Origin of the sequence: Streptomyces sp. NPDC048248 (genome assembly GCF_043201875.1) — a bacterium.
Classification (GTDB): Bacteria; Actinomycetota; Actinomycetes; order Streptomycetales; family Streptomycetaceae; genus Streptomyces.
Genome location: NZ_JBICZL010000012.1, coordinates 208,067 through 233,227, shown reverse-complemented (window position 1 = coordinate 233,227; position 25,161 = coordinate 208,067). Strand labels below are relative to the sequence as shown.

At 71.9% G+C, this 25,161-nt stretch carries 18 protein-coding genes and 1 pseudogene; 13 read left to right on the top strand and 6 right to left on the bottom strand.

Annotated elements, in window-relative coordinates; genetic code table 11:
* The first annotated feature begins 154 nt into the window (after positions 1 to 154).
* From ACGFZW_RS26690 to ACGFZW_RS26665, 6 genes are all read left to right on the top strand, one after another.
* Positions 155 to 508 (top strand): hypothetical protein, encoded by a 354-nt coding sequence (locus tag ACGFZW_RS26690; RefSeq protein ID WP_393895749.1) that lies wholly within the window; start codon positions 155 to 157, stop codon positions 506 to 508.
* Between the two features lie 397 nt (positions 509 to 905).
* Entirely contained in the window at positions 906 to 1,202 is a 297-nt protein-coding gene (gatC, locus tag ACGFZW_RS26685) for an Asp-tRNA(Asn)/Glu-tRNA(Gln) amidotransferase subunit GatC (protein ID WP_393895748.1), read from the top strand.
* Between the two features lie 5 nt (positions 1,203 to 1,207).
* On the top strand, positions 1,208 to 2,701 hold the full coding sequence (gene gatA, locus ACGFZW_RS26680; RefSeq protein ID WP_393895747.1) for an Asp-tRNA(Asn)/Glu-tRNA(Gln) amidotransferase subunit GatA: 1,494 nt from the start codon (positions 1,208 to 1,210) through the stop codon (positions 2,699 to 2,701).
* A gap of 11 nt (positions 2,702 to 2,712) precedes the next feature.
* Positions 2,713 to 2,946 carry a hypothetical protein gene (locus tag ACGFZW_RS26675; protein ID WP_393895840.1) on the top strand — a complete coding sequence of 78 codons (234 nt, stop codon included), beginning with the start codon at positions 2,713 to 2,715 and terminating at the stop codon, positions 2,944 to 2,946.
* A gap of 16 nt (positions 2,947 to 2,962) precedes the next feature.
* A complete protein-coding gene (gene gatB, locus ACGFZW_RS26670; protein ID WP_393895746.1) occupies positions 2,963 to 4,471 on the top strand; it encodes an Asp-tRNA(Asn)/Glu-tRNA(Gln) amidotransferase subunit GatB in 1,509 nt (502 codons plus the stop codon).
* Between the two features lie 173 nt (positions 4,472 to 4,644).
* Positions 4,645 to 5,550 carry an LLM class F420-dependent oxidoreductase gene (locus ACGFZW_RS26665; protein WP_393895745.1) on the top strand — a complete coding sequence of 302 codons (906 nt, stop codon included), beginning with the start codon at positions 4,645 to 4,647 and terminating at the stop codon, positions 5,548 to 5,550.
* Positions 5,551 to 5,637: 87 nt separating this feature from the next.
* On the opposite strand, the gene ACGFZW_RS26660 is transcribed toward ACGFZW_RS26665, so the two are convergent.
* The 3 genes from ACGFZW_RS26660 to ACGFZW_RS26650 all read right to left on the bottom strand — a co-directional run bounded on the left by ACGFZW_RS26660 (position 5,638) and on the right by ACGFZW_RS26650 (position 8,838).
* Entirely contained in the window at positions 5,638 to 7,371 is a 1,734-nt protein-coding gene (locus ACGFZW_RS26660) for a chitinase (protein ID WP_393895744.1), read from the bottom strand.
* A 262-nt stretch (positions 7,372 to 7,633) separates the two neighbouring features.
* A complete protein-coding gene (locus tag ACGFZW_RS26655) occupies positions 7,634 to 8,293 on the bottom strand; it encodes an LPXTG cell wall anchor domain-containing protein (protein ID WP_393895743.1) in 660 nt (219 codons plus the stop codon).
* 269 nt (positions 8,294 to 8,562) lie between these two features.
* Positions 8,563 to 8,838 carry a DUF2087 domain-containing protein gene (locus tag ACGFZW_RS26650; protein ID WP_393895742.1) on the bottom strand — a complete coding sequence of 92 codons (276 nt, stop codon included), beginning with the start codon at positions 8,836 to 8,838 and terminating at the stop codon, positions 8,563 to 8,565.
* Positions 8,839 to 9,072: 234 nt separating this feature from the next.
* On the opposite strand from ACGFZW_RS26650, the gene ACGFZW_RS26645 reads away from it, so the two are divergent.
* The 5 genes from ACGFZW_RS26645 (at position 9,073) to ACGFZW_RS26625 (ending at position 18,132) form a co-directional block, all read left to right on the top strand.
* A complete protein-coding gene (locus ACGFZW_RS26645) occupies positions 9,073 to 11,184 on the top strand; it encodes a phosphocholine-specific phospholipase C (RefSeq protein ID WP_393895741.1) in 2,112 nt (703 codons plus the stop codon).
* A 237-nt stretch (positions 11,185 to 11,421) separates the two neighbouring features.
* Positions 11,422 to 13,647 carry an MMPL family transporter gene (locus ACGFZW_RS26640; protein ID WP_393895740.1) on the top strand — a complete coding sequence of 742 codons (2,226 nt, stop codon included), beginning with the start codon at positions 11,422 to 11,424 and terminating at the stop codon, positions 13,645 to 13,647.
* A gap of 96 nt (positions 13,648 to 13,743) precedes the next feature.
* Positions 13,744 to 14,409 (top strand): hypothetical protein, encoded by a 666-nt coding sequence (locus tag ACGFZW_RS26635; protein ID WP_393895739.1) that lies wholly within the window; start codon positions 13,744 to 13,746, stop codon positions 14,407 to 14,409.
* A 207-nt stretch (positions 14,410 to 14,616) separates the two neighbouring features.
* A complete protein-coding gene (locus tag ACGFZW_RS26630; protein ID WP_393895738.1) occupies positions 14,617 to 14,817 on the top strand; it encodes a hypothetical protein in 201 nt (66 codons plus the stop codon).
* A gap of 129 nt (positions 14,818 to 14,946) precedes the next feature.
* Entirely contained in the window at positions 14,947 to 18,132 is a 3,186-nt protein-coding gene (locus ACGFZW_RS26625; RefSeq protein ID WP_393895839.1) for an AAA family ATPase, read from the top strand.
* A gap of 48 nt (positions 18,133 to 18,180) precedes the next feature.
* Here ACGFZW_RS26625 and ACGFZW_RS26620 read toward each other — a convergent pair.
* From ACGFZW_RS26620 to ACGFZW_RS26610, 3 genes and pseudogenes are all read right to left on the bottom strand, one after another.
* Positions 18,181 to 18,369: pseudogene (locus tag ACGFZW_RS26620) on the bottom strand (DUF6191 domain-containing protein).
* A gap of 63 nt (positions 18,370 to 18,432) precedes the next feature.
* Entirely contained in the window at positions 18,433 to 19,614 is a 1,182-nt protein-coding gene (locus ACGFZW_RS26615; protein WP_393895737.1) for a PQQ-dependent sugar dehydrogenase, read from the bottom strand.
* Between the two features lie 201 nt (positions 19,615 to 19,815).
* A complete protein-coding gene (locus tag ACGFZW_RS26610; protein ID WP_393895736.1) occupies positions 19,816 to 20,850 on the bottom strand; it encodes an aldo/keto reductase in 1,035 nt (344 codons plus the stop codon).
* Positions 20,851 to 20,938: 88 nt separating this feature from the next.
* On the opposite strand from ACGFZW_RS26610, the gene ACGFZW_RS26605 reads away from it, so the two are divergent.
* Positions 20,939 to 21,916: a 2-hydroxyacid dehydrogenase gene (locus ACGFZW_RS26605; RefSeq protein WP_393895735.1), complete on the top strand. Its 978-nt coding sequence runs from the start codon at positions 20,939 to 20,941 to the stop codon at positions 21,914 to 21,916.
* Between the two features lie 292 nt (positions 21,917 to 22,208).
* Positions 22,209 to 25,136: a putative bifunctional diguanylate cyclase/phosphodiesterase gene (locus tag ACGFZW_RS26600; RefSeq protein WP_393895734.1), complete on the top strand. Its 2,928-nt coding sequence runs from the start codon at positions 22,209 to 22,211 to the stop codon at positions 25,134 to 25,136.
* Positions 25,137 to 25,161: the final 25 nt, after the last annotated feature.

Genomic DNA, 25,161 nt, shown 5'->3' with positions numbered 1-25,161 from the left:
TCCCCGGCGCCCGCCGGGGAACCACGACGCACCTCACGGGCCCACGGAGCCCGGCACACCGCAGTCGCCGCCGCCCGACCACGCGCCGAGCGGACAGGAGGCGACTCCGCACGGCCCCCTCAGCTCCGAGCCGGATGAGCCGGACGGGCCGGAAGTGCCCGATGAACCCGACGTGCCCGACGAGGCGGGCGGGCCCACGGACGGGCATGCCGAACGGGAGCAGGCTGCCCCTGAGCCCGAGCCGGAGGCCGGGGGTGCGTCCGGGGCCCGGAGCGAGGCAGAAGCCCTGCCTGGCGCCGCGCCCGCCGCGCCCGACGCCGGGACGGCTGCCGAGTCCTGGCCGGAGTCCGGGCCCGGGGCCGCCGTGTCCGCCCCCGCTCCCGACCGCGCGCCGACTCCCGTCGAGCCGGCCGACCCCGCAGAACCCGCCGAGCCGACTGAGGCAGCCGAGTCGTCCCGCGCCGAGGCCCCGGTCGCCGAGCCCCCGCCGCCCGCCGAGGGCTCGTAGGGGGCGAACGGAGCCGCGCCGGGCGGGGCAGCCGGGCCACGGCCGCCGGGCCTGGGCCACGGCCGCCGGGCCTGGGCCACGGGGTCGGATCGGTGGTCAGGGGCCGCCGGCGCGCCCGGGGGCCGGCCGCGTCCCGGCCCGGACGGCGGTGCCCCGGCGCGGTCCCTCCGCCGTCGCCCTTCGCCCTCGCGGCCGTCCGCCGCCCTCTGCCGTCTTCCGCCCTCTTCAGCCCCTTGCGGCCTGCTTGCGGGTCTTCCGCGACCCGCCGGCGGGAGCGTGGCAGGGACCCGGCGGCGGCCCGCGGAGAAGCGTTTCGCGGGAGCTGTCACCGACGCCATAGGATTGGGCCGAAAAAGTCCATAGAAACACTCCGCCAAGAACACCAGAGGATCGCTGCATGCCTGGCATCACGCGCGAGGAGGTCGCCCACCTCGCCCGGCTGGCACGTCTGGAGCTGAAGGACGAAGAGCTCGACCACTTCGCCGGACAGCTCGACGACATCATCGGCGCGGTCGCCCGCGTCTCCGAGGTCGCCGACCAAGACGTACCGCCGACCTCCCACCCGCTGCCCCTGACCAATGTCATGCGCGCGGACGAGGTCCGTCCGTCGCTGGCCCCCGAGCAGGCGCTCTCCGGCGCCCCGGCCCAGGAGCAGCAGCGTTTCAAGGTGCCGCAGATCCTGGGGGAGGAGTGACCGACATGGCCGACCTGATCAAGCTCACCGCCGCCGAGATCGCGGACAAGATCGCCTCCGGCGCGGTCACCGCCGTCGAGGTGACCGAGGCCCACCTGGCGCGCATCGAGGCCGTCGACGAGAAGGTGAACGCCTTCCTGCACATCGACCGCGAGGGCGCGCTCGCCCAGGCCCGCGCCGTGGACGAGAAGAAGGCCCGCGGCGAGAAGCTCGGCCCGCTGGCCGGCGTCCCGCTCGCGCTCAAGGACATCTTCACGACGGAAGGTGTCCCCACCACCGTCGGCTCGAAGATCCTCGAAGGCTGGATCCCGCCGTACGACGCGACGCTGACCAAGAAGCTCAAGGCCGCCGACGTCGTCATCCTCGGCAAGACCAACATGGACGAGTTCGCCATGGGGTCCTCCACCGAGAACAGCGCCTACGGCCCGACCGGCAACCCCTGGGACCTCACCCGCATCCCCGGCGGCTCCGGTGGCGGCTCCGCCGCCGCCCTCGCCTCGTACGAAGCCCCGCTCGCCATCGGCACGGACACCGGCGGCTCCATCCGTCAGCCCGCCGCCGTCACCGGCACGGTCGGCGTCAAGCCCACCTACGGCGGCGTCTCCCGCTACGGCATGGTCGCCTTCTCGTCCTCCCTCGACCAGGGCGGGCCCTGTGCCCGTACGGTCCTGGACGCGGCGCTGCTCCACGAGGTCATCGCCGGCCACGACCCGCTGGACTCCACCTCCATCGACGCGCCGGTCCCGCCGGTCGTCGAGGCGGCCCGCAGCGGCGAGGTCCGCGGCATGCGCGTCGGTGTGGTCAAGCAGTTCCGTGGGGAGGGCTACCAGGCCGGTGTGCTCCAGCGGTTCGACGAGTCCGTCGCGCTGATGAAGGAGCTGGGCGCCGAGATCGTCGAGCTGGACTGCCCGTCCTTCGACCTGGCGCTCGCCGCGTACTACCTGATCGCGCCGTCCGAGGCGTCGTCCAACCTGGCCCGCTTCGACGCCATGCGCTACGGCCTGCGGGTCGGCGACGACGGCACGAAGTCCGCCGAGGACGTCACCGCCCTCACCCGTGAGGCCGGCTTCGGCGACGAGGTCAAGCGCCGCATCATCCTCGGCACGTATGCGCTCAGCTCCGGCTACTACGACGCGTACTACGGCTCCGCCCAGAAGGTGCGGACGCTGATCACGCGCGACTTCGAGAAGGCCTTCGAGCAGGTCGACGTCATCATCTCGCCGACCACGCCCACCACCGCCTTCCCGATCGGCGAGCGCGCCGACGACCCGATGGCGATGTACCTCGCGGACCTGTGCACCATCCCCACCAACCTGGCAGGCAACGCGGCCATGTCGCTGCCCTGCGGACTGGCTCCCGAGGACGGGCTGCCGGTGGGTCTGCAGATCATCGCCCCTGCTATGGCCGACGACAGGCTCTACAAGGTCGGTGCCGCGGTCGAGGCCGCGTTCACCGCCAAGTGGGGCCACCCACTGCTCGAGGAGGCACCTTCACTGTGAGCGCGAACGCCATGACCAAGAAGGCCAAGAACTTCAAGAAGTCCAAGGGCGGCCTGTACCTGTCGATCGGCAGCACCGCGTTCGGCGTCATCAGCGTCGCCAAGCAGGCCAAGCTGGCCCGCAAGGAGAGCGACACGCTCCGCCTGGTCGACGCCGCCGTCTCGGCCGCCGCGATCGTCACGGGCCTTGCGATCCTCTATCGCGAACTGAAGCGTCTGGGCGACGACGACGTCCTGCTGGGCTGAGAGGGAAAGTTTCACCGTGACAGTCACCGAACTGGTGTCGTACGAGGACGCGTTGGCCACCTACGACCCCGTGATGGGTCTTGAGGTGCACGTCGAACTCGGCACCAAGACCAAGATGTTCTGCGGGTGCTCCACCACCCTGGGCGCCGACGCCAACTCGCAGACCTGCCCCACCTGCCTGGGCCTGCCCGGCTCGCTGCCGGTCGTCAACGCGATCGGCGTCGAATCCGCCGTGAAGATCGGCCTGGCCCTGAACTGCTCGATCGCCGAGTGGTGCCGCTTCGCCCGGAAGAACTACTTCTATCCGGACATGCCGAAGAACTTCCAGACCTCCCAGTACGACGAGCCGATCGCCTTCGACGGCTACCTCGACGTACAGCTGGAGGACGGCGAGGTCTTCCGCGTTCAGATCGAGCGCGCCCACATGGAGGAGGACACCGGCAAGTCCACGCACGTCGGTGGCGCGACGGGCCGTATCCACGGTGCCTCGCACTCCCTCCTGGACTACAACCGCGCCGGTATCCCGCTCATCGAGATCGTCACCAAGCCCATCGAGGGCGCGGGCGAGCGGGCCCCCGAGGTCGCCAAGGCGTACGTCGCCGAGCTGCGCGAGCTCATCAAGGCGCTGGGCGTCTCCGAGGCCCGTATGGAGCAGGGCCAGATGCGCTGCGACGTGAACCTGTCGCTGCGTCCCCAGGGCACCGAGAAGTTCGGCACCCGCTCGGAGACCAAGAACGTCAACTCGCTGCGTTCGGTGGAACGCGCCGCCCGCTTCGAGATCCAGCGCCACGCGGCGGTGCTCTCCTCCGGCGGCACGATCGTGCAGGAGACCCGGCACTTCCACGAGGAGGACGGCTCCACCACCGCCGGCCGCATCAAGGACAACGCCGAGGACTACCGCTACTTCCCCGAGCCGGACCTGGTGCCGGTGGCCCCCGAGCGCGCGTGGGTCGAGGAACTGCGGGCCGCGCTGCCGGAACTGCCGCGCGTGCGCCGCAACCGGCTGCGCGAGGAGTGGGGCATCTCCGAGCACGACATGCAGTCGATCCTCAACGCCGGCGCGGTCGACCTGATCACCGCCACCGTCGACGCCGGCGCGGACTCCGCCTCGGCCCGTAAGTGGTGGATGGGCGAACTGGCCCGCCGTGCCAACGAGGACGGCGTGGACCTGGCCACCCTGCCGATCACCCCCGAGCAGGTCGCCCGGGTCGCCGCACTGGTCGCCGAGGGCTCCCTCAACGACAAGCTGGCCCGCCAGACCATCGAGGGTGTGCTGGCAGGCGAGGGCGACCCGGACACCGTCGTCGAGAAGCGCGGCCTGAAGGTCGTCTCCGACGAGGGCGCGCTGGGCACCGCCGTCGACGAGGCGATCGCGGGCAACGCCGCCATCGCCGACAAGATCCGCGGCGGCAAGGTCGCCGCGGCGGGCGCCCTGGTCGGCGCGGTCATGAAGGCCACCCGCGGCCAGGCGGACGCGGCGCGTGTGCGCGAGCTGATCCTGGAGAAGCTGGGCGTCGAAGGCTGACCTCCGGCTGCCGCGCAGCGGCGTACTCGATGCGGTCCCCGTCGCGGGGGCCGCATCGAGCCGTTTCGGGGACTTTGAGCATGCGGAGGAGGGGCCGTACGCCAGGAATGCCCGAGCGGAGTCCCGTGCTGATACGAGTGCAACGATCTTGACCGCACAGTGGAGGACGCACGATGCAGCAGCACACTCTCGCCGCACGACTCGGCCGGGTCGGGGTCTGGCACGCGGGGCTCGGCCGGGTGACGGCCGAGGTGGCCCGGGAGGCGGCGGCGGAGATCGAGGGGCTGGGGTACGGCGCTCTGTGGTTCGGGGAGGGGCGCGCGACCAAAGAGGCGCTGACGCACGCGGGACTGCTGCTGGCGGCGACGCGGCGGATGGTCGTCGCCACCGGCATCGCGAACATCTGGGGGCGCGACGCGACGGCGATGAACGCCGCGGCCAACACCCTCGCCGAGGCGTACCCCGGGCGGTTCGTCCTCGGGCTGGGAGCCAGTCACGCGCCGCAGGTCGACCAGCGCGGGCATGTCTACGCGAAGCCGCTTGCGGCCATGCGGTCGTATCTGGAGGGCATGGACGCCACGGAGTACGACGCGCCGTTGCCCGACGGGCCGCCGCCGCGGGTGCTGGCCGCTCTGGGGCCCAAGATGCTGGAGCTGTCCGGGAAGCGAGCCGCGGGGGCGCACACCTACTTCGTCACGCCCGAACACACCGCGCAGGCCCGCGAGGTCCTCGGGTCCGGGCCGCTGCTCGCCCCCGAGCAGGCCGTGCTGCTGGAGACCGACCCCGCGGCGGCTCGCGCGCTGGCGCGTGAGCACCACACCCGCTTCTATCTCACGCTTCCCAACTATGTGAACAGCCTGCGCCGACTGGGCTTCGGGGACGAGGACTTCGCCGGTGGCGGCAGCGATCGGCTGGTCGACGCGGTCGTGGCCTGGGGTGATGTGGAGGCGATTCAGCGGCGGGTACGCCAGCACCACGCGGCGGGCGCCGATCATGTGGCGATCCAGCCGCTGTCGCCTCCGGGAGACCTGGGGCTGAGCCAACTGCGTGAACTGGCACCGGTGTTGACCGCTGCGTAGGCCCGGCCGCTCTGTGCGGCGTGCGTTCGCCGGCATGTGGGGTGCCGGCGAACGCGGAACCGGCGCGGCGGCCGGTGTGCGTACCGGCTACGGCAGACCGTGGACGTGCGGGCCGACCGCGTTCGACCACGCGTTGCCGCTCGCCGCGTCCCAGTTGGTGGACCAGGTCATAGCGCCGCGCAGCCCCGGATAGGTCCTGGCGGGCTTGAAGGATCCGCAACCGGTGCCGCGGGTCAGGCAGTCCAGGGCGGCGTTGACGACCGCGGGGGAGACATAGCCGCTGCCCGCGCCACGGGTCGATGCGGGAAGGCCCAGACCCACCTGTGAGGGGTCGAGGCCGCCTTCGAGCTGGATGCAGGCAAGCGCGGTGAGGAAGTCGACGGTGCCCTGGGAGTAGACCTTGCCGTCGCAGCCGAGCATCGAACCGCTGTTGTAGTACTGCATGTTGACGACGGTGAGGATGTCCTTGACGTTCAGCGCCGTACGGAAGTAGCCGCCTGAGGTGGACTGCATGTCGATGGTCTGCGGGGCCATCGTGATGACGAGCTCACTGCCCGCCTTCTGCGACAGGGCGCGCAGGGCCTGCGTCATGTAGGTCGGGTTGAGCCCGTTCTCCAGGTCGATGTCGACGCCGTCGAAGCCGTACTGCTGCATCAGGCTGTAAAGACTGTTGGCGAAGTTGTTCGCGGAGGCCGCGTCGTTGACGGAGACGGTGCCCTTCTCGCCGCCGACGGAGATGATGACGGACTTGCCGGCTGCCTGCTTGGTCTTGATGTCTGCCTTGAACTGGTCGACGGTGTAGCCGCCCAGGCCCGCGGAGTCGAGGTTGAAGGTCACCGCGCCGGGTGTGGTGGTCGCGTCGGCGAAGGCCACGGCGATGATGTCGTACTGCCCCGGCACGTCACTGATCTTCTGGACTGTCGCGCCGTTGTTGAAGTTCTGCCAGTAGCCGGTGACCGCGTGCTTGGGGACGGACGGGTCGGGGTTTCCGCCGGAGGGGGAGGTGGTGGCGGTGATCTCCGCCGAACGTGCCGATTCGCCCGCCGCGTTGGTGGCGGAGACCTGGAATCGGTAGCCGGTGGCGGCGGTCAGGCCGGTGACGGTGGCCGAGGTGCCGCTCACGGCCTGCGCCTTGGCGCCGTCGCGGTAGACGGTGTATCCGGTTGCTCCGGCGACCGCGTTCCAGGACAGGGCGACGGAGGAGGAGGTCACGGCGCCGACGGTGAGACCGGCGGGAACAGACGGGGTCTCCGGGTCGGGGTCGGTGCCGCCTCCGCCGTCCGGGCCGAAGACGCTGAGGTCGTCCGCGTGGTAGGCGGCCTGCCCGTACCAGCCGTGGGTGTAGACGGTCACCGAGGTGGTGCCGGGGCCGGTGGTGAAGCTGGTGGCGAGCTGCTGCCAGCCGGTGCTGCCCGGCGTCCAGGTCGAGACATCCGTGGTGCCGGTTCCGGATACGCCCAGGTAGGCATACGAGCCCTGGACGTAGGCGCTCAACCGGTACGTCGCGCCGGGCTTGACCGCGACGGTCTGGGAGCACTTGGCGTGGTCCGACGCGGTCGGGGTGGCCTTCAGGGCGCTCGTCCCGCTGCGGACGGGGCTGCTGACGGACGCCCCGCTCGCCCCGGAGCAGGTCCAGTTGCTGAGCCCGGACTCGTATCCGGCGTTCTTCGCGACGTTGACGTCGGCCAGGGCGGCGGCGCTCGCCGGGGCCGCGGTGGCCTGGACGCCGGCGGCGCCCAGCACCACGGCGGCGAGGGCCGCAAGCGATGCGGTGAAGACGCGTCTGTGACGGGAGGGTCTGGTGCGCTCTGTGCGTGGCATGGCTGTCTCCGGTGCCGAAGGGAAACGCAGGGAGAACTGCACGAGACGGTGGCCACCGCTTCTGCGCACAAAATGGTTCAGACCAACGCCGTTGTCAAGTGGTCGCGCAGTGACGGGCGTTGGGGCCTGCGTGCCGCATCCGGCGCGAGCGGCGGGCGGGTCGGCGGTGTCGGAGCGGAGCGCGCGCCCGGTCGGGTCCGCACGCGGCCGTGCCCCCGCGCTCGTACTGAACGCGGGGGCATGCTGAGCCGACGTCGCGAGGTCAGTGCTGCTGTGCCTTGCGGCGGCGGACCACCAGGTAGCCCCCGGCAGCGACGAGTGCGGCGGCCGCGGAGGCCAGCAGCCCGACGGGTGCGCCGTTGCCGGTCTCGGCGAGGTCGCCGGCCGGCGCGGAGGCCGTGGGCGATCCGGACGACGAGGGAACGGTGCCGGCGGGAGCGGACGCGGTGGGTGTGGCGGTCGGCCGGGACGAGCCGGACGGGGTCGCGGACGGCGACGGCGTGCCGCTCGGGCCGTCGTCCTCGCAGTCGGTCCAGAAGACCTTGTGCTTGGCCCGGCCGTGCTCGCCGTCGAAGTTCCAGAAAAGCTTGTAGTGGCCGTCGGGCAGCGACTGGTCCGGCGTGCGGCCGTGCCCGTGGCTGCCGAGCGTCAGCGAACCGGTTTTCACGGTCGCGCCCTTGACCTCTGCGGTCGGGGCCCACGCCTCGATGCGCCAGTCGACTTCCTGGCCGCTGTCGAAGCCGAAGGCGTCGAGGTAGAAGGTGCACACGTGAGGTTCGTTCTTGCGAAGCTCCTCTCCCGTGGTGGCATCGTGGATCTTCACGGTGCCGTTATCGCCGGGAGTGGCGTGGGCGGACGGGGCGAGGAGCAGGGCCACGGCGACGGGGGCAGCGAGCAGACCTGCGGAGACAAGTGGGCGCATGGGCAGTCCAACGGTGAAGGAGGTGGGTTGCCGTGGGGGGCGGCTCAGCTTCCTGCCGCCTCAGGGGGCGGTCAAGGCTCGGCAGAACACTTATGCCGCAGAAGGCGTCACACGCACCATTAGTCCCGGGTAACGATTGGGAACGGTGATCCCGCGGCCCGAGTGCCCCTGGGGAGCGGGCTTTCGGAGCGCCGGCCACCTACGACTCCACCCCTGGCTGCCCTGCCTGCCCCCTCGACAGGCCGGCCGCAGCCGCCCCGGCGCACCCCTCAGTGGACCCGCTTGTAGCAGCTGCCATCCCTGTTCCGGGAGAGCAGTCCGGCGATGACCAGATAGCGGCGCAGCGCCGAACAGTCCTCGTGGACCGTGCACAGCGTCTCGTTGACCTCCCGCTCGCCGTACTCCCGGTCCCGCTCGAACAGGGTCTCGGTGAGGTGGACGAGCAACTGCTCGCGGCGGGCGGCCTTGCGGGGGATGGCGGTCAGCCGCCCCCCGGAGAAGAGGGCGGCCACCCCGTGGGCGCCGCCCGCACTGTTTTCCGACATGGCGGGCAGCCTTACGTGCCGCCCGTGCGCCGGCAACGCATTTTCCGCGTCGCAGGCGAGCGGGGCCGCCGCCAGGTGTGTCGCCCCGCGGGTCATCTGTTCCCAAAGTTGTCACCCGGGTACCTATCGCGGTCCACAACCGTCCACTACCGTCCCCTCGCGCCCCCTCAATGGCCTGCACGGCGACCATTGGTGACGGGGCTTCGGGCAGGGCTGTCGAGTGGGAGGTCGGGCGTGGCACCGGAGGTATCTCGTAGGCGGGTGCTGGGAGTGGGCGCGGCGGCGGGCGCCGCGATGGCCGGGTCGCTGCTGCCGCCGTCGCTGCAGCAGGCCCTGGCGGCCGACGCGGCGCGGCCGGCGCGGGGGAGAGGCGGGCTCGGCGACATCAGACATGTCGTGGTGCTGATGCAGGAGAATCGTTCCTTCGACCACTACTTCGGCATGCTCCGCGGGGTCCGCGGCTTCGCCGACCGCAACGCGATCGAGCTGCCCTCCGGCGCCGGTGTGTACGAGCAGCCGGGGCTGCTCGGTCTCGGCACGGTGCTGCCCTTCCCGGTGCGGGCCGCGGCCGCCGCCCAGAAGAAGGAGCTCCAGTACATCGGGGCGCTGGACCACGGGTGGGACGGCGGTGCCAAGGCGTGGAACGGCGGCTGGATGAACAACTGGGTCACCGCCAAGACCGCCGCGACCATGGCGTATTACGACCGGCAGGACGTCCCTCTGCACTACGAACTCGCCGACACCTTCACCGTCTGCGACGCCTACCACTCCGCCATCCACTCCTCCACCAGCCCCAACCGCAACCACCTCGTGAGCGGCTGGACCGGCTTCGAGCCGGGCACCGGCAAGCGCGCGGTGGGCAACGACGCCTACGAGGAGGACACCCACACCGGCTACACCTGGACGACGTACGCCGAGCGCCTGGAGAAGGCCGGCCGCAGCTGGCGCGTCTACCAGGAGTGGGACAACTTCACCGACAACAACCTGGAGTTCTACGCGACCTTCAAGGCGGTCGCGAAGAAGGCGCTCGCCAAGGTGGACGGCGCGGTGAACATGACCGCCTTCTACGGGAAGGTGGCCGGCGCCGACGCGGCCGAGCGCGCACGGCTCCAGGGGCTGCTGGAGGAAGGTGTGCGGGGGCTGAGCCGCGCCGAGCGGAGCCTCTTCGAGCGCGCACTGCGGCGCGGTGAGCCGGACACGACGGCGACCGCCTTCGCCGCCGACGTCGCCTCCGGCGAGCTGCCGGAGGTCTCCTACATCGTCCCGTCGGCCGCAGACTCCGAGCACCCCGGCTCGTCCTCACCCGTCGAGAGCGCCACCATCGTCTACAAGGTCCTGGACGCGCTCGGCAAGAACCCCGACGTGTGGCGGCACACCGCGCTCTTCCTGACGTACGACGAGAACGACGGCTTCTTCGACCATGTGCCGCCGCCGGTACCGCCGGCCGGTACGGACGGGGAGTTCTGGGACGGCAGGCCGACCGGGCTCGGCATCCGCGTGCCGATGATCGTCATCTCGCCCTGGACGGTCGGCGGATACGCCTGCTCGCAGGTCTTCGACCACACCTCGATCACCCGGTTCCTGGAGCGGTGGACCGGCATCGAGGAGCCGCAGATCTCCCCCTGGCGGCGGACCGTCTGCGGGGACCTGACCAGCGCCTTCGACTTCTCCCGCGGCCACCGGCAGCCGTCGGTGGAGCAGCCGGGCGAGATCCCGGCCTTCAGCGGGCGGTGGGCGCCGCGCCCGCCGCTGCGGCAGGCGCTGCCGCAGCAGGAGCACGGCAGCCGGCCGGCCCGCGCGCTGCCGTACCAGCCGGACGCGGACGGAGGCTTCGACGCGGGAGCCTCGCTCTTCCGCCTGGCGGTACGCAACACCGGGAAGGCCGCCGCGCACCTGGCCCTCTATCCGTACGCGAAGGAGTACGACGCGCCGCAGCACCGTGACGTGGCGGGGGCCGCGGAGTGGGCGGTGCCGGTCAAGGACGGCGCCTACCGCTTCACGGTGACCGGGCCGAACGGCTTCCGCCGGGAGTTCGCCGGCACGGGAACGGGCGCCGCGGCGGCCGTCAAGGTCAGCTCCTGGATCGACGCCGGCCGGCGCGAGATCCATCTGACCGTCGTCAACCGGGGCGTCACGGACCTCACCGTCACCCTCGCGCCGCTGGCCTACGCCGACAGCTCGCCCCGCACGCTCAAGGTCAAGGCGGGCAGCACCCGCACCGTCGCGCACGCCACGGCGGACGCGCACGGGTGGTACGACCTGGCCCTGGAGATCGCCGAGGACGGTGCCTTCCACCGCCGGCTGATGGGCCACATCGAGAACGGCAAGGAGTCGGTCACGGGCTGACCCGCGACGGAGTTCCCCGTCCTGTCCCCTTTGTGGGGAAGTCCACAAAGGGGACAAAGGATCTTTTCGGGCTGTCACCCTGCAAGAGAGGCGGGCCGCCACTCTTTCGTCACCGCGATGAGACCTCCCGGACACCCTCCGGGGCCAGGGCCCGCCGAGCCCCCGTTCATCACGCGCTCGGCACCACCCGTCACCCGGGAGTTATCGACGCACAACCCCGGGAAGCAGACGAGGTCCGTGACCGCTCTGGCTCGGTGGTGTCTCAGGCGCCGCATCGTCGTGATCGTGCTCTGGCTCGCCGCCCTCGCGGGGGTCGCCGCGGCGGCGGGGGTGGCGGGGTCCGCCTACTCCAACAACTACGACGTCCCCGGAACCGAATCCGGGCAGGCCACCGCCCTGATGGCTCAGGCGTTCCCCGACCGCTCCGGCGACAGCGACACCCTCGTGTGGCACACCGACTCCGGAACGGTCCGCGCCGGCGCGGTCGAGAAGAAGATGGCGCACACCCTCGACGAGATCGCCGGGCTGCCGGGCGTCGCCACCGTCCAGGGGCCCTACGGGCCGCAGGGTGAGCAGCAGATCAGCCAGGACGGGCACACTGCCTACGCCTCCGTCGTCTTCGACGTCCCCACCGACCGGCTGGACGCCGCCCAGGTCGAAAAGGTCGTCGACACCGCGCAGGCCGCGTCGGGCGACGGTCTCCAGGTCGAGGTGGGCGGCGCCGGCGTCGCTCTGACCGAGGCCCCGGAGGCCCAGCTGGCGGAGATCATCGGGCTGGGCGCCGCCGCCGTGGTGCTCTTCCTTGCCTTCGGGTCGCTCGCCGCGACCTTCCTGCCGATCATCACCGCGCTCGCCGCCGTCGGCACCGCCTCGGCCGGCATCACCCTGCTCAGCCATGCCATGACCGTCGCGGACTTCGCACCGATGCTCGGCATGCTGATCGGCCTGGGCGTCGGTATCGACTACGCCCTGTTCATCGTCACCCGGCACCGCAAGGGTCTCCGGGAGGGCCTGTCCGTCCAGGACGCGGCCGAACGGGCCATCTCGGTGTCCGGGCGGGCCGTCGTCTTCGCCGGCGCCACCGTCTGCATCGCCCTCCTCGGCATGCTGATCCTGCAGCTGAACTTCCTCAACGGTGTCGCGCTCGCCGCCTCGCTCACCGTCCTGCTGACCGTCGCCGCGTCCATCACCCTGCTGCCCGCGCTCCTCGGAGTGATCGGGGCCCGGGCGCTCAGCCGCCGCGAACGACGGCAGCTGGCCGAGCACGGGCCGCGGCCCGAGCACCCCACCGGCTTCGCCGCCCGCTGGTCCGGCTTCGTCGAGCGGCACCCCAAGTTGCTCGGCGCGGTGGCGGCCGCGGTCATGCTGGTCCTCGCCCTGCCCACCTTCGGCCTGCACCTGGGCACCTCCGACCAGGGCAACAACCCCGCCACGTCCACCACCCGGAAGGCATACGACCTGCTGGCGGGCGACGGCGGCTCCGGGAGCGGCTTCGGCCCCGGGGTCAACGGTCCGCTGACGCTCGTCGGCTCGCTCGACGGCGCCAAGGACCGGCTGGCCTTCGACAGACTGCCGGACGAGCTGCGCACCACCCCCGGGGTCGACCGGGTCGGCGGCCCGGAGTACGACGGCAGCGGCAGCACCGGCGTGATCACCGTGGTGCCGACCAGCTCGCCGCAGTCCCAGCAGACCTCCGACCTGGTGGAACGGCTGCGCGGCGAGGTGCTGCCCGAAGCCGAGGGCGCGACGACGATGGATGTCCATGTCGGCGGTGTCACCGCGAGCTACGACGACTTCGCGACCGTCATCGTCGGCAAGCTGCCCCTCTTCGTCGGCGTGGTGATCGGCCTCGGCTCGGTCCTGCTGCTGCTGGCCTTCCGCAGTATCGGCATTCCGCTCAAGGCCGCGGTGATGAACGTCGCGGCCGTCGCCTCGTCCTTCGGGATCGTCGTCGCGATCTTTCAATGGGGCTGGGGGAGCGAACTGCTGGGTCTGGGCAGCGCGGGCCCCATCGAACCCTTCCTGCCGGTCATCATGGTGTCGGTGCTCTTCGGCCTCTCCATGGACTACCAGGTGTTCCTGGTCAGCCGGATGTACGAGGAGTGGCAGCTGACGCGTGACAACCGCCGGGCGGTGCGCGTCGGGCTGGCCGAGACGAGCCGCGTGATCAACTCCGCGGCGGTCATCATGATCGCGGTGTTCGGCGCGTTCGTGCTCAGCGGCGACCGGATCATCGCGATGTTCGGTATCGGCCTCGCCGCCGCCGTCGCCCTGGACGCCTTCGTCCTGCGTACCCTGCTGGTTCCCGCCCTGATGCACATGCTCGGCGGCGCCAACTGGTGGCTGCCCGTCTGGCTGGATCGCCGGCTGCCCCGCCTCAGCATCGAACCGCCGCCGGAACCACTCGATCCGGTTTCCTTGCCAAGCCCGAGGGAGACCGAAAAACCCCTGGTCAGGGCCTAGCGCGCCAGCGGGCCGCGGGTCGCTGCGAGCGCAGGTCGGCCGACAGGACCGGCGGTTCTCATCGGACTCTCAGACGCGGCCCCTACGGTCGCGACCATGGGAACGACCAGGACGACCGACAAGCGAACCGACGACGAGACCGTGCCGGCCCAGGCCGCCGCGGCGGCCGATGGGACCACGGAGGCAGCCGGTACCGACGTGACCGGTGAGGCCGCCAAGGACACCAAGGTCGACACACGTACCAAGAGCACCGCGGACACCGCCGACGCCGGCGAGAAGACCGACGTCCTGACCGAGCACGACGACGACAGCGACCTCGACGCGCTCGACGCCCGGGAGGACGCGCACGAGGAGCGCACCGCGCCCGTGGGCACCGCGGCGGTCGCCGCCGGCGCCGGTGCCGTCGTCGCCGCGGGCCTCGGCCTCGCCTCCGTGACCGGCACCTGGCTGGGCACGCTGATGGCCGAGCGGCAGACCCTGATGGGGCAGATCAAACTCCAGTCGGGCAAGGCCACCGACCAGATCTCCGCCGTCTACGGCACCCCGTGGCACACCACCGCCCTGGTGAACGGCGTCTTCGCGCTGCTCGCCGTGATCGTCGCCGCCGTGGTGCTGACCCGGCCGCGCAGCACCTGGGTGCGGGCCGTGGCCTGGGGCGGACTGGCGCTCGGCGTCCTCGGCATCCTTATCTCCGGAGGCATGTACCTCGACCTGTTCGGCAGCATGCCGAGCATTCCTAAGGGTGCCGCCCCCGGCCAGTAAGAAGCCGTTTCTTATGGCTAAGCCGCTCGCGGGCGCGGGGGCCGGTTCCTAAGGAGCCCCCGCCCCTCGGCGCTGGAATCTAAGGACGCGCGGGCACGGAGATCGGGCACCCTCCCGATGTGGCGGACCCCCCTTGGCGACGAGGCTTGGGGCCACCGACGAGCGACAGGCCGTCGGGGCACCGCCTCACCACGCCAGGGAGACACCGTGTACACCTCCGAACTCGAGATCCGCGTCCGCTACGAGGAACTGCGCCGCGAAGCCGACCGGCAGCGCCTGGTACGCCAGGCGACCGAAGGGCAGCGCGCCGGACACGGCGCCGCCGCCCGCTCCGGACCGAACGAAACCGAAGGGCGGGTGAGGGGCAAGCGGGGCCGGCGCACGCGCGTCCGCCGCGCCGCCGCCTGACCCGGGCCGCAGGTGCCCACCCGCTCCCGGCCGACCCGGCCACCGCACGCCCGGCCCCAGGTGCTCCGCGCACCGGGCCGGGCGTTTCGCCTGCCGAAATACGGTGCCGGATTGTCGGACCCGTGTGCCATGCTCGGCGACGTGGAGACCAGGTCCGTCAGTCCCGTGTTCGTCGGCCGCTCGGCCGAACTCGCCGCGCTGGGCGACGCGCTCGCCCACGCCAGGGCATCCGGCGAGCCCCAGGCCCTGCTGATCGGCGGCGAGGCCGGGGTCGGCAAGACCCGGCTCATCGAGGAATTCACCGACAGCGCCCGCGCACAGGGCGCACTCGTCGCGACGGGCGGCTGCATCGAGATCGGCTCCGAGGGGCTGCCCTACGCGCCGTTCTCCGCGATCCTGCACATCCTCAACTGGCACCTGCGCGACGAACTCGCCGCGGCCGTCGCCGGACAGGAGGGTGAACTCGCCCGCATCCTGCCCGAGTTGGGGGACACCGCCGAGACCCACGACGAGGAGACCGGCCGCGCCCGCCTGTTCGAGCTGACCGCCCGCCTGCTGGAGCGGCTCGCCGCACGCCGCACCCGCGAGGGAAACCGCGACCGCGACCGCGACCGCGTCATCGTGATCGTCATCGAGGACCTCCACTGGGCCGACCGCTCCACCCGCGAACTGCTCGCCTACCTCCTGCGCGCCCTGCACGACGCCAACGTCCTCCTCGTCGCCACCTACCGCTCCGACGACATCCACCGCCGCCACCCGCTGCGCCCCTTCCTCGCCGAGATCGACCGGATGCGCACGGTCCGCCGGGTGGAGCTGGCCCGCTTCAACCGGGCGGAGGTCCGCTCCCAGATCGCCGGAATCAACGGCAGCGACCCGGAAGAAGCCACCGTCGACCGGGTCTTCGCACGCTCCGAGGGCAACGCCTTCTTCGTCGAGGAGCTCGCCCGAAGCATCGCCGACGGCTGTCTGCACGGCCTCAGCGACCCACTGCGCGATCTGCTGCTGGTCCGGGTCGAGGCGCTGCCGGAGCACGCCCAGCGCGTGGTCCGCATCGCCGCCGAGGGCGGCTCCACCGTGGAACACGAACTCCTCGCCGCTGTCTGCCAGATGCCCGAGGACGACCTCATCGAGGCACTGCGGATCGCCGTCGGCAGCAACACCCTGGTACCGACCCAGGACGGCACCGGCTACCGCTTCCGGCACGCCCTCGTCCGCGAGGCCGTCGTCGACGACCTGCTGCCCGGCGAACGCACCCGCCTCAACCGCCGCTACGCCCAGGCCCTCGAAGCCGACCCCTCACTCGTCCGCTCCGACGTCTGCGCCGCCCGCCTGGCCAGCTACTGGTACAAAGCCCACGACCCCGCCAAGGCGCTGCCCGCCGTCCTCGCCGCCTCCGTCCAGGCCCGCCGCCGCCACGCCTACGCCGAACAGCTCCGGCTGCTCGACCGCGCCCTGGAGTTGTGGGACGACGCCCCCAAGGAGGTCCGCGGCGCGGTGCGTCCGGTCGACTACGCCGAGGCGTACCCGGCCTGCGGCTGCGACGACGATGCTCTGCGGTTCCTCGACCTGCTCGCCGAGATCGCCGTTGCCGCCCGGCTCTCCGGCGACAGCGAGCGCGCCTTCACCATCACCAAGCGCGCCCTGCGCTCACTGCGCGAGAGCGGCGACGCTCCCGGAAGCTCTCAGCACGGCGCGAGCAGGGGCGACCCACTTCGCACCGCCTGGTTCCTGGTGCAGCGCTCCCGGCTCGTCCAGCGCACCGGTCGCGGCGACGGCTGGGAGGACCTGGGCACCGCCCAGGAGCTGATGCGCGGCCTGCCGCCGTCCTCCGTCCACGCCGCCGTGATGGCCCATGTCGCCAGCTGGGCGGTGCTCCACGAACCGGGCCCCGGCGCGTTCGCCAAGGCCGAACGCGCCGTGGAACTCGCCAAGTCGGTCGGCGACGAAGAGGCCGAGCTGAACTCCCGGCTGACCCTGGCCGGCCTGCGGATCGAATCCGGGGAGGTCGAGGACGGCCTCGCCGACTTCCGTACCGCACTCGACCTCGCCGTCGACCGCGGCTACTTCGCCGTCATCGGGCGCGGCCATGTCAACCTCCCGTCCCTGCTGGAAGGCGTCGGCCGCTCCCGCGAAGCCGTCGAGGTCACCGACCGCGGCCTCGAACTGACCACCCACTACGGCCTCAAGGACAGCACCAGCTGGGTGGCCGGCAACCGCGCCGAATCGCTGCAGTCCCTCGGACGCTGGGAGGAGGCGGGCCGGGCCGCGGCCGAGGCCCGCAACCTCGCCCAGAGCGCACGGCCGCTCGCACTGGCCGCCAACCGCCTCGCCTCCCTCGCCCTGGACCGGGGCGAGCTGGCCGACGCCGAGCGGGAGCTCGCAGTCGCCCAAGAGCACTACGGCACCCACGACCCCCAGCCGCAACACGTCGTCCCCATGGCCCGCCACGCCCTGCGCATCGCCGCCCGCCAGGGCCGCGTCCTCGACGCCCGCGCCATCCTCCGGCAGACCCTGGACACCGGCTTCCCGCCCGGCATCCAGCGCTACGCCTGGCCGCTGCTGTGGTCCGCAACCGCCGCCGAGTCCGACGCGCGCGGCCTGCCCGCCGCCGAGCCGGGCCGGGCCGACATCCTCGCCAGGATCCGGGACGCCGCCAAGAAACTGCCCCGGCTGTCCCCCGTGTGCCGCGCCCACGGCCTCGCGGTCGACGCCGAACTGCTGCGCGCCGAAGGCCGGGAGGCGCCGGACGCCTGGGCCGAGACGGTCGCCGCCTACGAACCCCTGGAGCGCCCGCACGAACTCGCCTGGGCCTGCTACCGCTGGGCCGAGTCCCTGCTGCACGGCACCGAGCGGGCCACCGCCGGCCTGCAGGGCCGTACGCCCCGGGAGGCCGCCGTCCTCCTGCTCGCCCAGGCACACACCGCCGCGGGAAAGCTGGGCGCCCGCCCGCTGGCCGACGAACTCGAACTCCTCGCCCAGCGCGCCAGAGTGCCGCTCCCGGGGCTTGCCACGGCCACGGCACCGGACGCCGCACGGAACGACGCCGCGCCGGCCGGAGCACCCACCGGCGCCGTGCCCGCGGAATCACTCGGCCTGACCCCCCGCGAACGGGACGTGCTGCGCCTGGTCGCCGACGGCCGCAGCAACCGCCAGATAGCCGACGCCCTCTTCATCTCCCCGAAGACCGCCAGCGTGCACGTCTCCAACATCCTCGCCAAGCTCGGCGTATCCGGCCGCGGCGAGGCGGGGGCGGTGGCCCACCGGCTGCGGCTGTTCGGCGAGCCGGCACGGGACGGCGCCGCGGCCGCGCAGTAGCGGCCCCGGACCCACACGCCACCGGGGGCCGCGGCCTCCGGGACGAGATCAGCTCGCGTCGTCCGGGGCCTCCCGGCTCCGCGGCGCGCGGACGACGACCGTGCCGGAGGCGAGGTCTATCGGCCCCTCCCCGGGGTCGCCGTCCCCCACGTCGTCGACGACGAGCGACATCTTCCGCCGCTACTCGTCCGTGTGCTTGCGGCCGGGTGCGAACAGTTCCTCGACGACGTTGAACACCGTGTCCCCTCGCGACGTGGCCCGTCCCCCGCTCCGAGTGTAGGCAGGCCCGGCGAAAAGGGATCAGCTCACCTTGAGGTGGAGAATCCGGTCATCGCCCTCGTTCGGCTCACCCCGCCCGTCGGTGTTGCTGGTGACCAGCCACAACCCGCCGTCCCCGGCCGCCACGACGGTCCGCAGCCGCCCGTATTCGCCGTCGAGGAACGCCTGCGGCTGCGCCGCCGCCTTCTTCCCGTCCAACGGGATCCGCCACAGCCGTTCACCGCGCAGCCCCGCCATCCAGATCGAGCCCTTGGCGTAGGCGATGCCGCTGGGCGAGGCGTCCGCGGTCTTCCACTGGGCGATCGGATCCACGAACTCCGATCCCGCGTCGCCCTTGCCCTTGCCCTCCACCCCCGGCCAGCCGTAGTTCTTGCCCGGCTCGATGAGATTGAGTTCGTCCCAGGTGTCCTGCCCGAATTCCGATGCCCACAGCCGCTTGTCGCCGTCCCAGGCCAGCCCCTGCACATTGCGGTGGCCGTAGTCGTAGACCACCGAATCCGCCTGGGGATTGCCGTGCGCGGGCTCGCCGTCCGGCGTCATCCGAAGGATCTTGCCGCCCGGAGAGTCCTTGTCCTGCGCCAGCCCGGTGTCGCCGGTCTCGCCCGTACCTGCGTAGAGCATCTTGTCCGGGCCGAACGCGATCCGCCCGCCGTTGTGGATCTGCCCCTTGGGAATGCCCTTGAAGATCGTGTCCGGGGCGCCGAGCTGATTGCCCGCGGGCCGCTTCTCGTCGTAGATCATCCGCGCGATGCGGTTGTCGGACGCGGTGGTGAAGTACGCGTACACCTGGTGATCAGCGCCGAACGTCGAGGACACCGCGATTCCCAGCAGGCCGCCCTCGCCGCCGGGCTCCACCCCCGGCACCGAACCCAGCTCGGTCTTCTTCCCGCCGTCCGCCGCCACCTTGACGATCTTGCCGGAGTCCCGGGAGGCGACCAGCAGATCACCACCGGGCAGCGGCGCCACGCCCCACGGTGACTCCAGGCCGGTGGTCAGCGTGGCGGTCACCTTCACCGACCCCTTGGCGGCCACCGACGGCGCCGGTGACGCGCTCGGCGAGGGCGGCGCGGAGGCGCCGGGGCTCCGGGGCGGGGCGGAGGAGGCACCCCCGCCGTTCTCGGACTTCTCACCACCCGACGAGCAGCCCGCCGCCAGGAGCAGCGAAGCGGCGGCCAACACGGCGGTCTGGGAACGGCGTTGCACGGCAGGGGTCCTCTCGTCGGCAGGGCGTGGACAAGGACACCACATCGCGCGCCCCACCGCCGCGCCTTCTGGCTTCCGGGCCCACCTCCACCAGCCATGATCTGCCGACAGCCGGAGCGGCGCGACCCGGCCGGGAGGCGGGCCGCGGGGCCGCACGGGGGAGCCGCGGGTACGGCGATCCCCCGTCGGGCCCCGCCGTGCTCAGTACCAGGACCCCCGGGCCGGCGGCAGCGTCGCGATCTCCGCCAAGTCCTCGGGGCCGAGCACCAGATCGGCGGCCTTGGCGTTCTGCGCCGCCCACCGCTCCTTCTTCGTGCCCGGCACCGGTACGACATGGCGTCCCTGCGCCAGCACCCACGCCAGCGCCACCTGCCCCGGCGTCGCGCCGTGCCGGGCGCCGACCCGCCGCAGCCCGGCCACCACCGGCTGGTTCGCCGCCATCATCTCGGCGGTGAAACGGGGGTGGCGGGCCCGCAGGTCCTCCGGTTCGAAGCCCTGCCCCGGGGTGAGGGTGCCGGTCAGATAGCCGCTGCCCAGCGGCATCGCCGCCAGGAAACCGACCCCCCGCGACTCGCACCAGGGCAGCAGCGCCTCCAGCGCCTCCGGTGACCACACCGACAGCTCCGCCTCCACGCTGCTCACCGGGAAGACCTGCTGCATGCGCTCCAGTTGGCGCAGCGTGCCGTCATGCATCCGCGAGCCGGCGCGCACCCCGCCGCCGGCCATCGACTGCCGGGCCGCACGGGTCGGCCGTACCGCCCGCGCGCCCACCGCGCACAACCCCAGCGACCGCACCTTTCCGGCCGCCACCAATTCCGCCATCGCCCCCCAGGTCTCCTCCACGGGCACCTCGGGATCGGCCCGGTGCAACTGGTAGAGATCGATGCAGTCGGTCTGCAACCGCCGCAGCGACGCGTCGCAGGCCCGCTTCACATAGCCGGGCCGCCCATTGGCGACGATGTGCTGCTCGCCGACCAGCAGACCGCACTTGGTCGACACGAACGCGTCCTGGCGCCGCTCCTTCAGTGCCCGCCCCACCAGCAGCTCATTGGTGAAAGGCCCGTACATGTCAGCGGTGTCGAGCAGGCTGCAGCCCCGGTCGAGCGCGGCGTGCACGGCCCGCAGCGAGCCCTCCCCGCTGCGCTGCGACTCGCTGTATCCCCAGCTCATCGGCATACAGCCGAGCCCGATAGCACCCACTTCGAGCGCCACCGCACCGATTGTCCTGCGCTCCACCTGGTCGTGCCTCCGTCCCCTCGCCCCCGGTCAAGGGCCTGTCCAAACTAACGTCTGAGGCGAACGCCTCTTCGCATAGCCTCTGGCCATGGCTTCCGCAGAACAGCGCAGCGGCGCGAACGACGTATGGCTCCCCATCCCGCCCGACGAGATCGAGGGCCTCCCCGAGGGGCTCCACTACGTCCACTGGGACGCCGGACCCGACTATCCGGCCGACCCCGCCCGGTGCGTCTTCTACGCCGTCCCCTACATGAAGAGCGCCGCGCGCTGCCTGGACCCGCTGCCGACGATGAACCGGGTCGAGGTCGTGCAGACACTGACGGCGGGAATCGAGCACATGCTGCCCGCGCTGCCGCAGATGCCGTCCGGCGCCCGCCTGTGCAACGCCCGCGGGCTGCACGACGCCAGCACCGCCGAACTCGCCCTCACCCTGACGCTGGCGGCGCTGCGCGGCATCCCCGACTTCGTACGGGGCCAGGACGCGGGGGAGTGGCGGCAGGGCTTCCAGCCGGCGCTCGCTGACAAGTCGGTCCTCATTGTGGGCTACGGTTCGATCGGCAGTGCCATCGAGGACCGGCTCACTCCTTTCGAGTGTGCGCGGGTGGCGCGCGTCGCGCGCACCGCACGTGAGACTTTGCGCGGCCCCGTGCATCCACTCTCCTCGTTGTACGCCCTCCTGCCCGACGCGGACGTCGTCGTGCTGGCCACCCCGCTCACGGAAGAGACCCGTGGCCTGGTCGGACGCGATTTCCTGGCGCGGATGAAGGACGGCGCACTGCTGGTGAACATCGCACGCGGCGGGATCGTCGACACCGCGGCGCTGCTCGCCGAGCTGGAGTCGGGCAGGCTCCGGGCGGCACTCGACGTCACCGATCCGGAACCGCTGCCGGCCGGCCACCCGCTGTGGCACGCTCCGGGCGTACTCATCACTCCACACGTCGGTGGCCCCAGCTCTGCCTTCCTGCCCCGTGCGAAGCGGCTCCTGCGCGAGCAGTTGACGCTTTTCGCGGCCGGAGAGGCCGTGCGGAACGTGGTCGCCACGGCTGAGGGGAACGGTTGCGGGTAGCTCTCCGAGGCCGTACGACTGCAGGGTGTATCCGCAATCCCGCAGGTAGTCACGCTCCGTAGAGAGACTATGTCCCTGAGTGACGGAACTGGTGTATCGTCCCGAGCGGGGACGACGTCGGTGCGTATGCGGCGCCGAGCGAAGGATCCGGAACTCGAGGGGGGCGACGGGCGATGTACGGCCGATGGTTGATTCGCGAGACGCGCGATCCACAAGCACCCACGGAGAGAATGCGGGACCCTCGGGTCCGCCGGGCACGACGCCGCTGCGGACGGACGGCAGGGAGAGCGCGGTGAGCGCCCCGGGAGCGGTGCTCTCCAGGCCGCCGGCACAGGCCGGCGGCCCACCGAGCGTGGTCCCCCAGATCGCCCTTGCCGGAGTCTGCGGCGGCTATGCCGTCGGTGCCGCGTTCGGCTGGGGATCACGCGAAGTCGCCGTCTTCATGGGGGACTTCGGGCTGAGCGTCGCCGCCCTGGTGGCGGCCGTCTCCTGCGGTCTGTACGCCCGCAAGCGCGAGAGCCGCTTCCGCCCTGCCTGGGTGCTGTTCGCCGTCTCCTCGGGCATGGCCGGCATCGGCAACGGCGTATGGGGCTGGTATGAGGTCGTCCTGGAGGCGCGAGTTCCCAGCCCCTCCCTCGCCGACTTCTGTTTCCTGCTGTTCGCGCCGCCCGCCATCGTCGGCCTGCTGGTCCTCGCCAAGCGCCCGGTGACCAGAGCGGGCTGGGTCTGCCTCAGCCTGGACGCCTGGCTCATCGGTGGCTCCCTGCTCACCCTCTCGTGGAGCCTCGCGCTCGCCCACACCACCCACTTCCAGGGCCGGAGCGTCGCCGAGAGCGCCCTGTCGCTCGCCTACCCGCTGCTGGACATCGTGCTGGTCAGCATGGTGCTCGCGCTCCACTTCCGGCGCTCCTCCGTGCACCGCTCAGCCGTCAACACCGCCATCGCCGCACTGGCGTTGACGGTGCTGTGCGACGCACTGTTCAGCTCACCGCTGCTGCGCGACCACTACCGCTCCGGCCAGATCCTGGACGCCGGCTGGTTCGCCGGGTCGATACTCCTCGCGTACGCGCCATGGGTCGCCCGCCGGACGCCCTCGGAGTTCGCCGGTGACGACTTCAAGCGCGCGGCGCGCCGTGCCCAGCCCTCCGGCAGCCGCCCCATCGCGGGGTCGCTCGCCGCGCTGACCCCGTATCTCGCCGCCGCCGTCTGCACGTTGGGCATCCTGACCAACGTCCTCGACGGGCGGCGCATCGACCGCGTGGTGCTCTTCACGGGCTGCACGGTCGTCCTCGCCCTCGTCGTCCGCCAGGGCATCATGCTGCTCGACAACATCACGCTCACCCAGGAGCTGGCGCAGAAGGAGAACCACTTCCGCTCCCTCGTCCAGGGCTCCAGCGACGTCATCATGATCGCCGCCCCCACCGGCGTCCTGCGCTATGTGAGCCCCGCCGCGGCGGGTGTCTACGGCCGCGACGCCGAGGAACTGGTCGGCTCCGAGCTCGCCTCCCTGATCCACCCCGAGGACCTGGGCCGGGTGGTGCACGAGGTCCGCAGATTCCTCGCCGCGCCGCCGGAGGTCGAACCGACCACCCGCATCGAGTGCCGCTTCCGTGCCGGCGAGCAGCGATCCGGCGGAGACGGCTGGCTCAACGTCGAGTCCACCGTCAACCGCCACCACGGCGGCCTGATCTTCAACTCCCGCGACGTCACCGAACGCGTCCGCCTGCAGGCCCAGCTCCAGCACAACGCCTCGCACGACGCGCTCACCGACCTGCCCAACCGGGCGCTGTTCACCGAACGCGTCAGCAAGGCCGTCACCGGCCGCCGCTCCACCGACCACGACACCGCAGTCCTCTACATCGACCTCGACGGCTTCAAGCAGGTCAACGACACCATCGGGCACCAGGCGGGCGACGAACTGCTGATCCAGGCCGCCCGCAGGCTGGGCGAGTCCGTGCGCTCGGGGGACATAGCGGCGCGGCTGGGCGGCGACGAGTTCGCCGCGCTCATCACGGGCGACGGCACCCATGATCACGCCGCCCGTGAGCTGCGCGTCCTGGAGATCGCCGACCGGCTGCGCATCAAGCTCTCCGAGCCCTACCGCATCGAGAACCGCGACGTCCGCGTCGCGGCCAGCATCGGCGTCGCCTTCGCCGAGCCCGGCGTCACCCCGGCCGGCCTGCTGCGCAACGCCGACCTCGCGATGTACCGCGCCAAACAGGCCGGCAAGGGCCGCGTGGAGCTCTACGCCCCACACATGCAGACCGAGGTGACACCCCGCGCCGAACTCGCCACCAAGCTCCGTACGGCGCTGCACGAAGGCGAATTCGCGCTGCTGCACCAGCCGGTGGTGGAACTGGCCACCGGGCGGGTGACCGCCGTCGCCGCGCACGCCCGCTGGCGCTCCGCGCAGGGCATCCTCTTCACCCCCGCCGAACTCCTCAGATCCGGCGAGCGCGGCCGGCTCGCCGAGGACGGCGAGCGCACCGCCGAGCTGGGCCGCTGGCAGCTGCAGGAGGCCGTCGAGCAGGCCGCGGCGCGGCACCGCGCCGGGCATTCGGTCCCGGTGGCCGTTCGGCTCTCCGCCCGCCGGCTGCTGGACGACGACCGGACGGGCCTGCCCCCCAAGACCATCGAGGCACTGCTCACCCGGCACGGCCTGCCCTCGGGCGCGCTCGTCCTGGAACTGTCCGAAAGTGACCCCCGTATCCCGCTGGACGAACTGGAGCGCCGGCTTGCCGCGCTGCGGAGGCTCGGCGTCCGGATCGCCCTGGACGGCTTCGGCAGCGGATACGCCGCCATCAGCGCACTGCGCAGGCTCCCCGTGGACGTCCTGAGACTGGACCGGGGGCTGGTCGACGGCGTCGTGGAGTCCGCCCGGCTGCACAAGATCACCGCTGGTCTGCTGCGGATCGCCGCGGACCTGGGGATGCAGTCCGTCGCGGACGGCGTCGATCTTCCCGAACAGGTCCTCGCCCTGCGCTCCATGGGCTGCACACACGGCCAGGGCATGGCCTTCTCCGGGCCGCTGGACGAGCACCGGCTGCGGCGTGCCCTGACGGTCGGCGGCTATCCCGTACCGGACGTCCCCGGAGAGGACCGGGCGGTGGTCCTCAGCGGCACCGGTCTGCCGGTTCGGCGGGGCGGTGCCGCAGGGCCGGATACCCTCGCCCATCCGCCATTGCGCTCAAATAGTGAGACCTCCGTCCCACCCACTTGACACTCATGGCGCGCCGGGGGGAGGG

Coding starts and splice junctions, on each gene's coding strand:
- ACGFZW_RS26665 (WP_393895745.1), top strand. CDS start 4,645: ATGCAGCAGCACACTCTCGCCGCACGACTCGGCCGGGTCGGGGTCTGG.
- gatC (WP_393895748.1), top strand. CDS start 906: ATGCCTGGCATCACGCGCGAGGAGGTCGCCCACCTCGCCCGGCTGGCA.
- ACGFZW_RS26635 (WP_393895739.1), top strand. CDS start 13,744: ATGGGAACGACCAGGACGACCGACAAGCGAACCGACGACGAGACCGTG.
- ACGFZW_RS26660 (WP_393895744.1), bottom strand. CDS start 7,371: ATGCCACGCACAGAGCGCACCAGACCCTCCCGTCACAGACGCGTCTTC.
- ACGFZW_RS26655 (WP_393895743.1), bottom strand. CDS start 8,293: ATGCGCCCACTTGTCTCCGCAGGTCTGCTCGCTGCCCCCGTCGCCGTG.
- ACGFZW_RS26675 (WP_393895840.1), top strand. CDS start 2,713: ATGACCAAGAAGGCCAAGAACTTCAAGAAGTCCAAGGGCGGCCTGTAC.
- ACGFZW_RS26605 (WP_393895735.1), top strand. CDS start 20,939: ATGGCTTCCGCAGAACAGCGCAGCGGCGCGAACGACGTATGGCTCCCC.
- gatA (WP_393895747.1), top strand. CDS start 1,208: ATGGCCGACCTGATCAAGCTCACCGCCGCCGAGATCGCGGACAAGATC.
- ACGFZW_RS26650 (WP_393895742.1), bottom strand. CDS start 8,838: ATGTCGGAAAACAGTGCGGGCGGCGCCCACGGGGTGGCCGCCCTCTTC.
- ACGFZW_RS26625 (WP_393895839.1), top strand. CDS start 14,947: ATGCTCGGCGACGTGGAGACCAGGTCCGTCAGTCCCGTGTTCGTCGGC.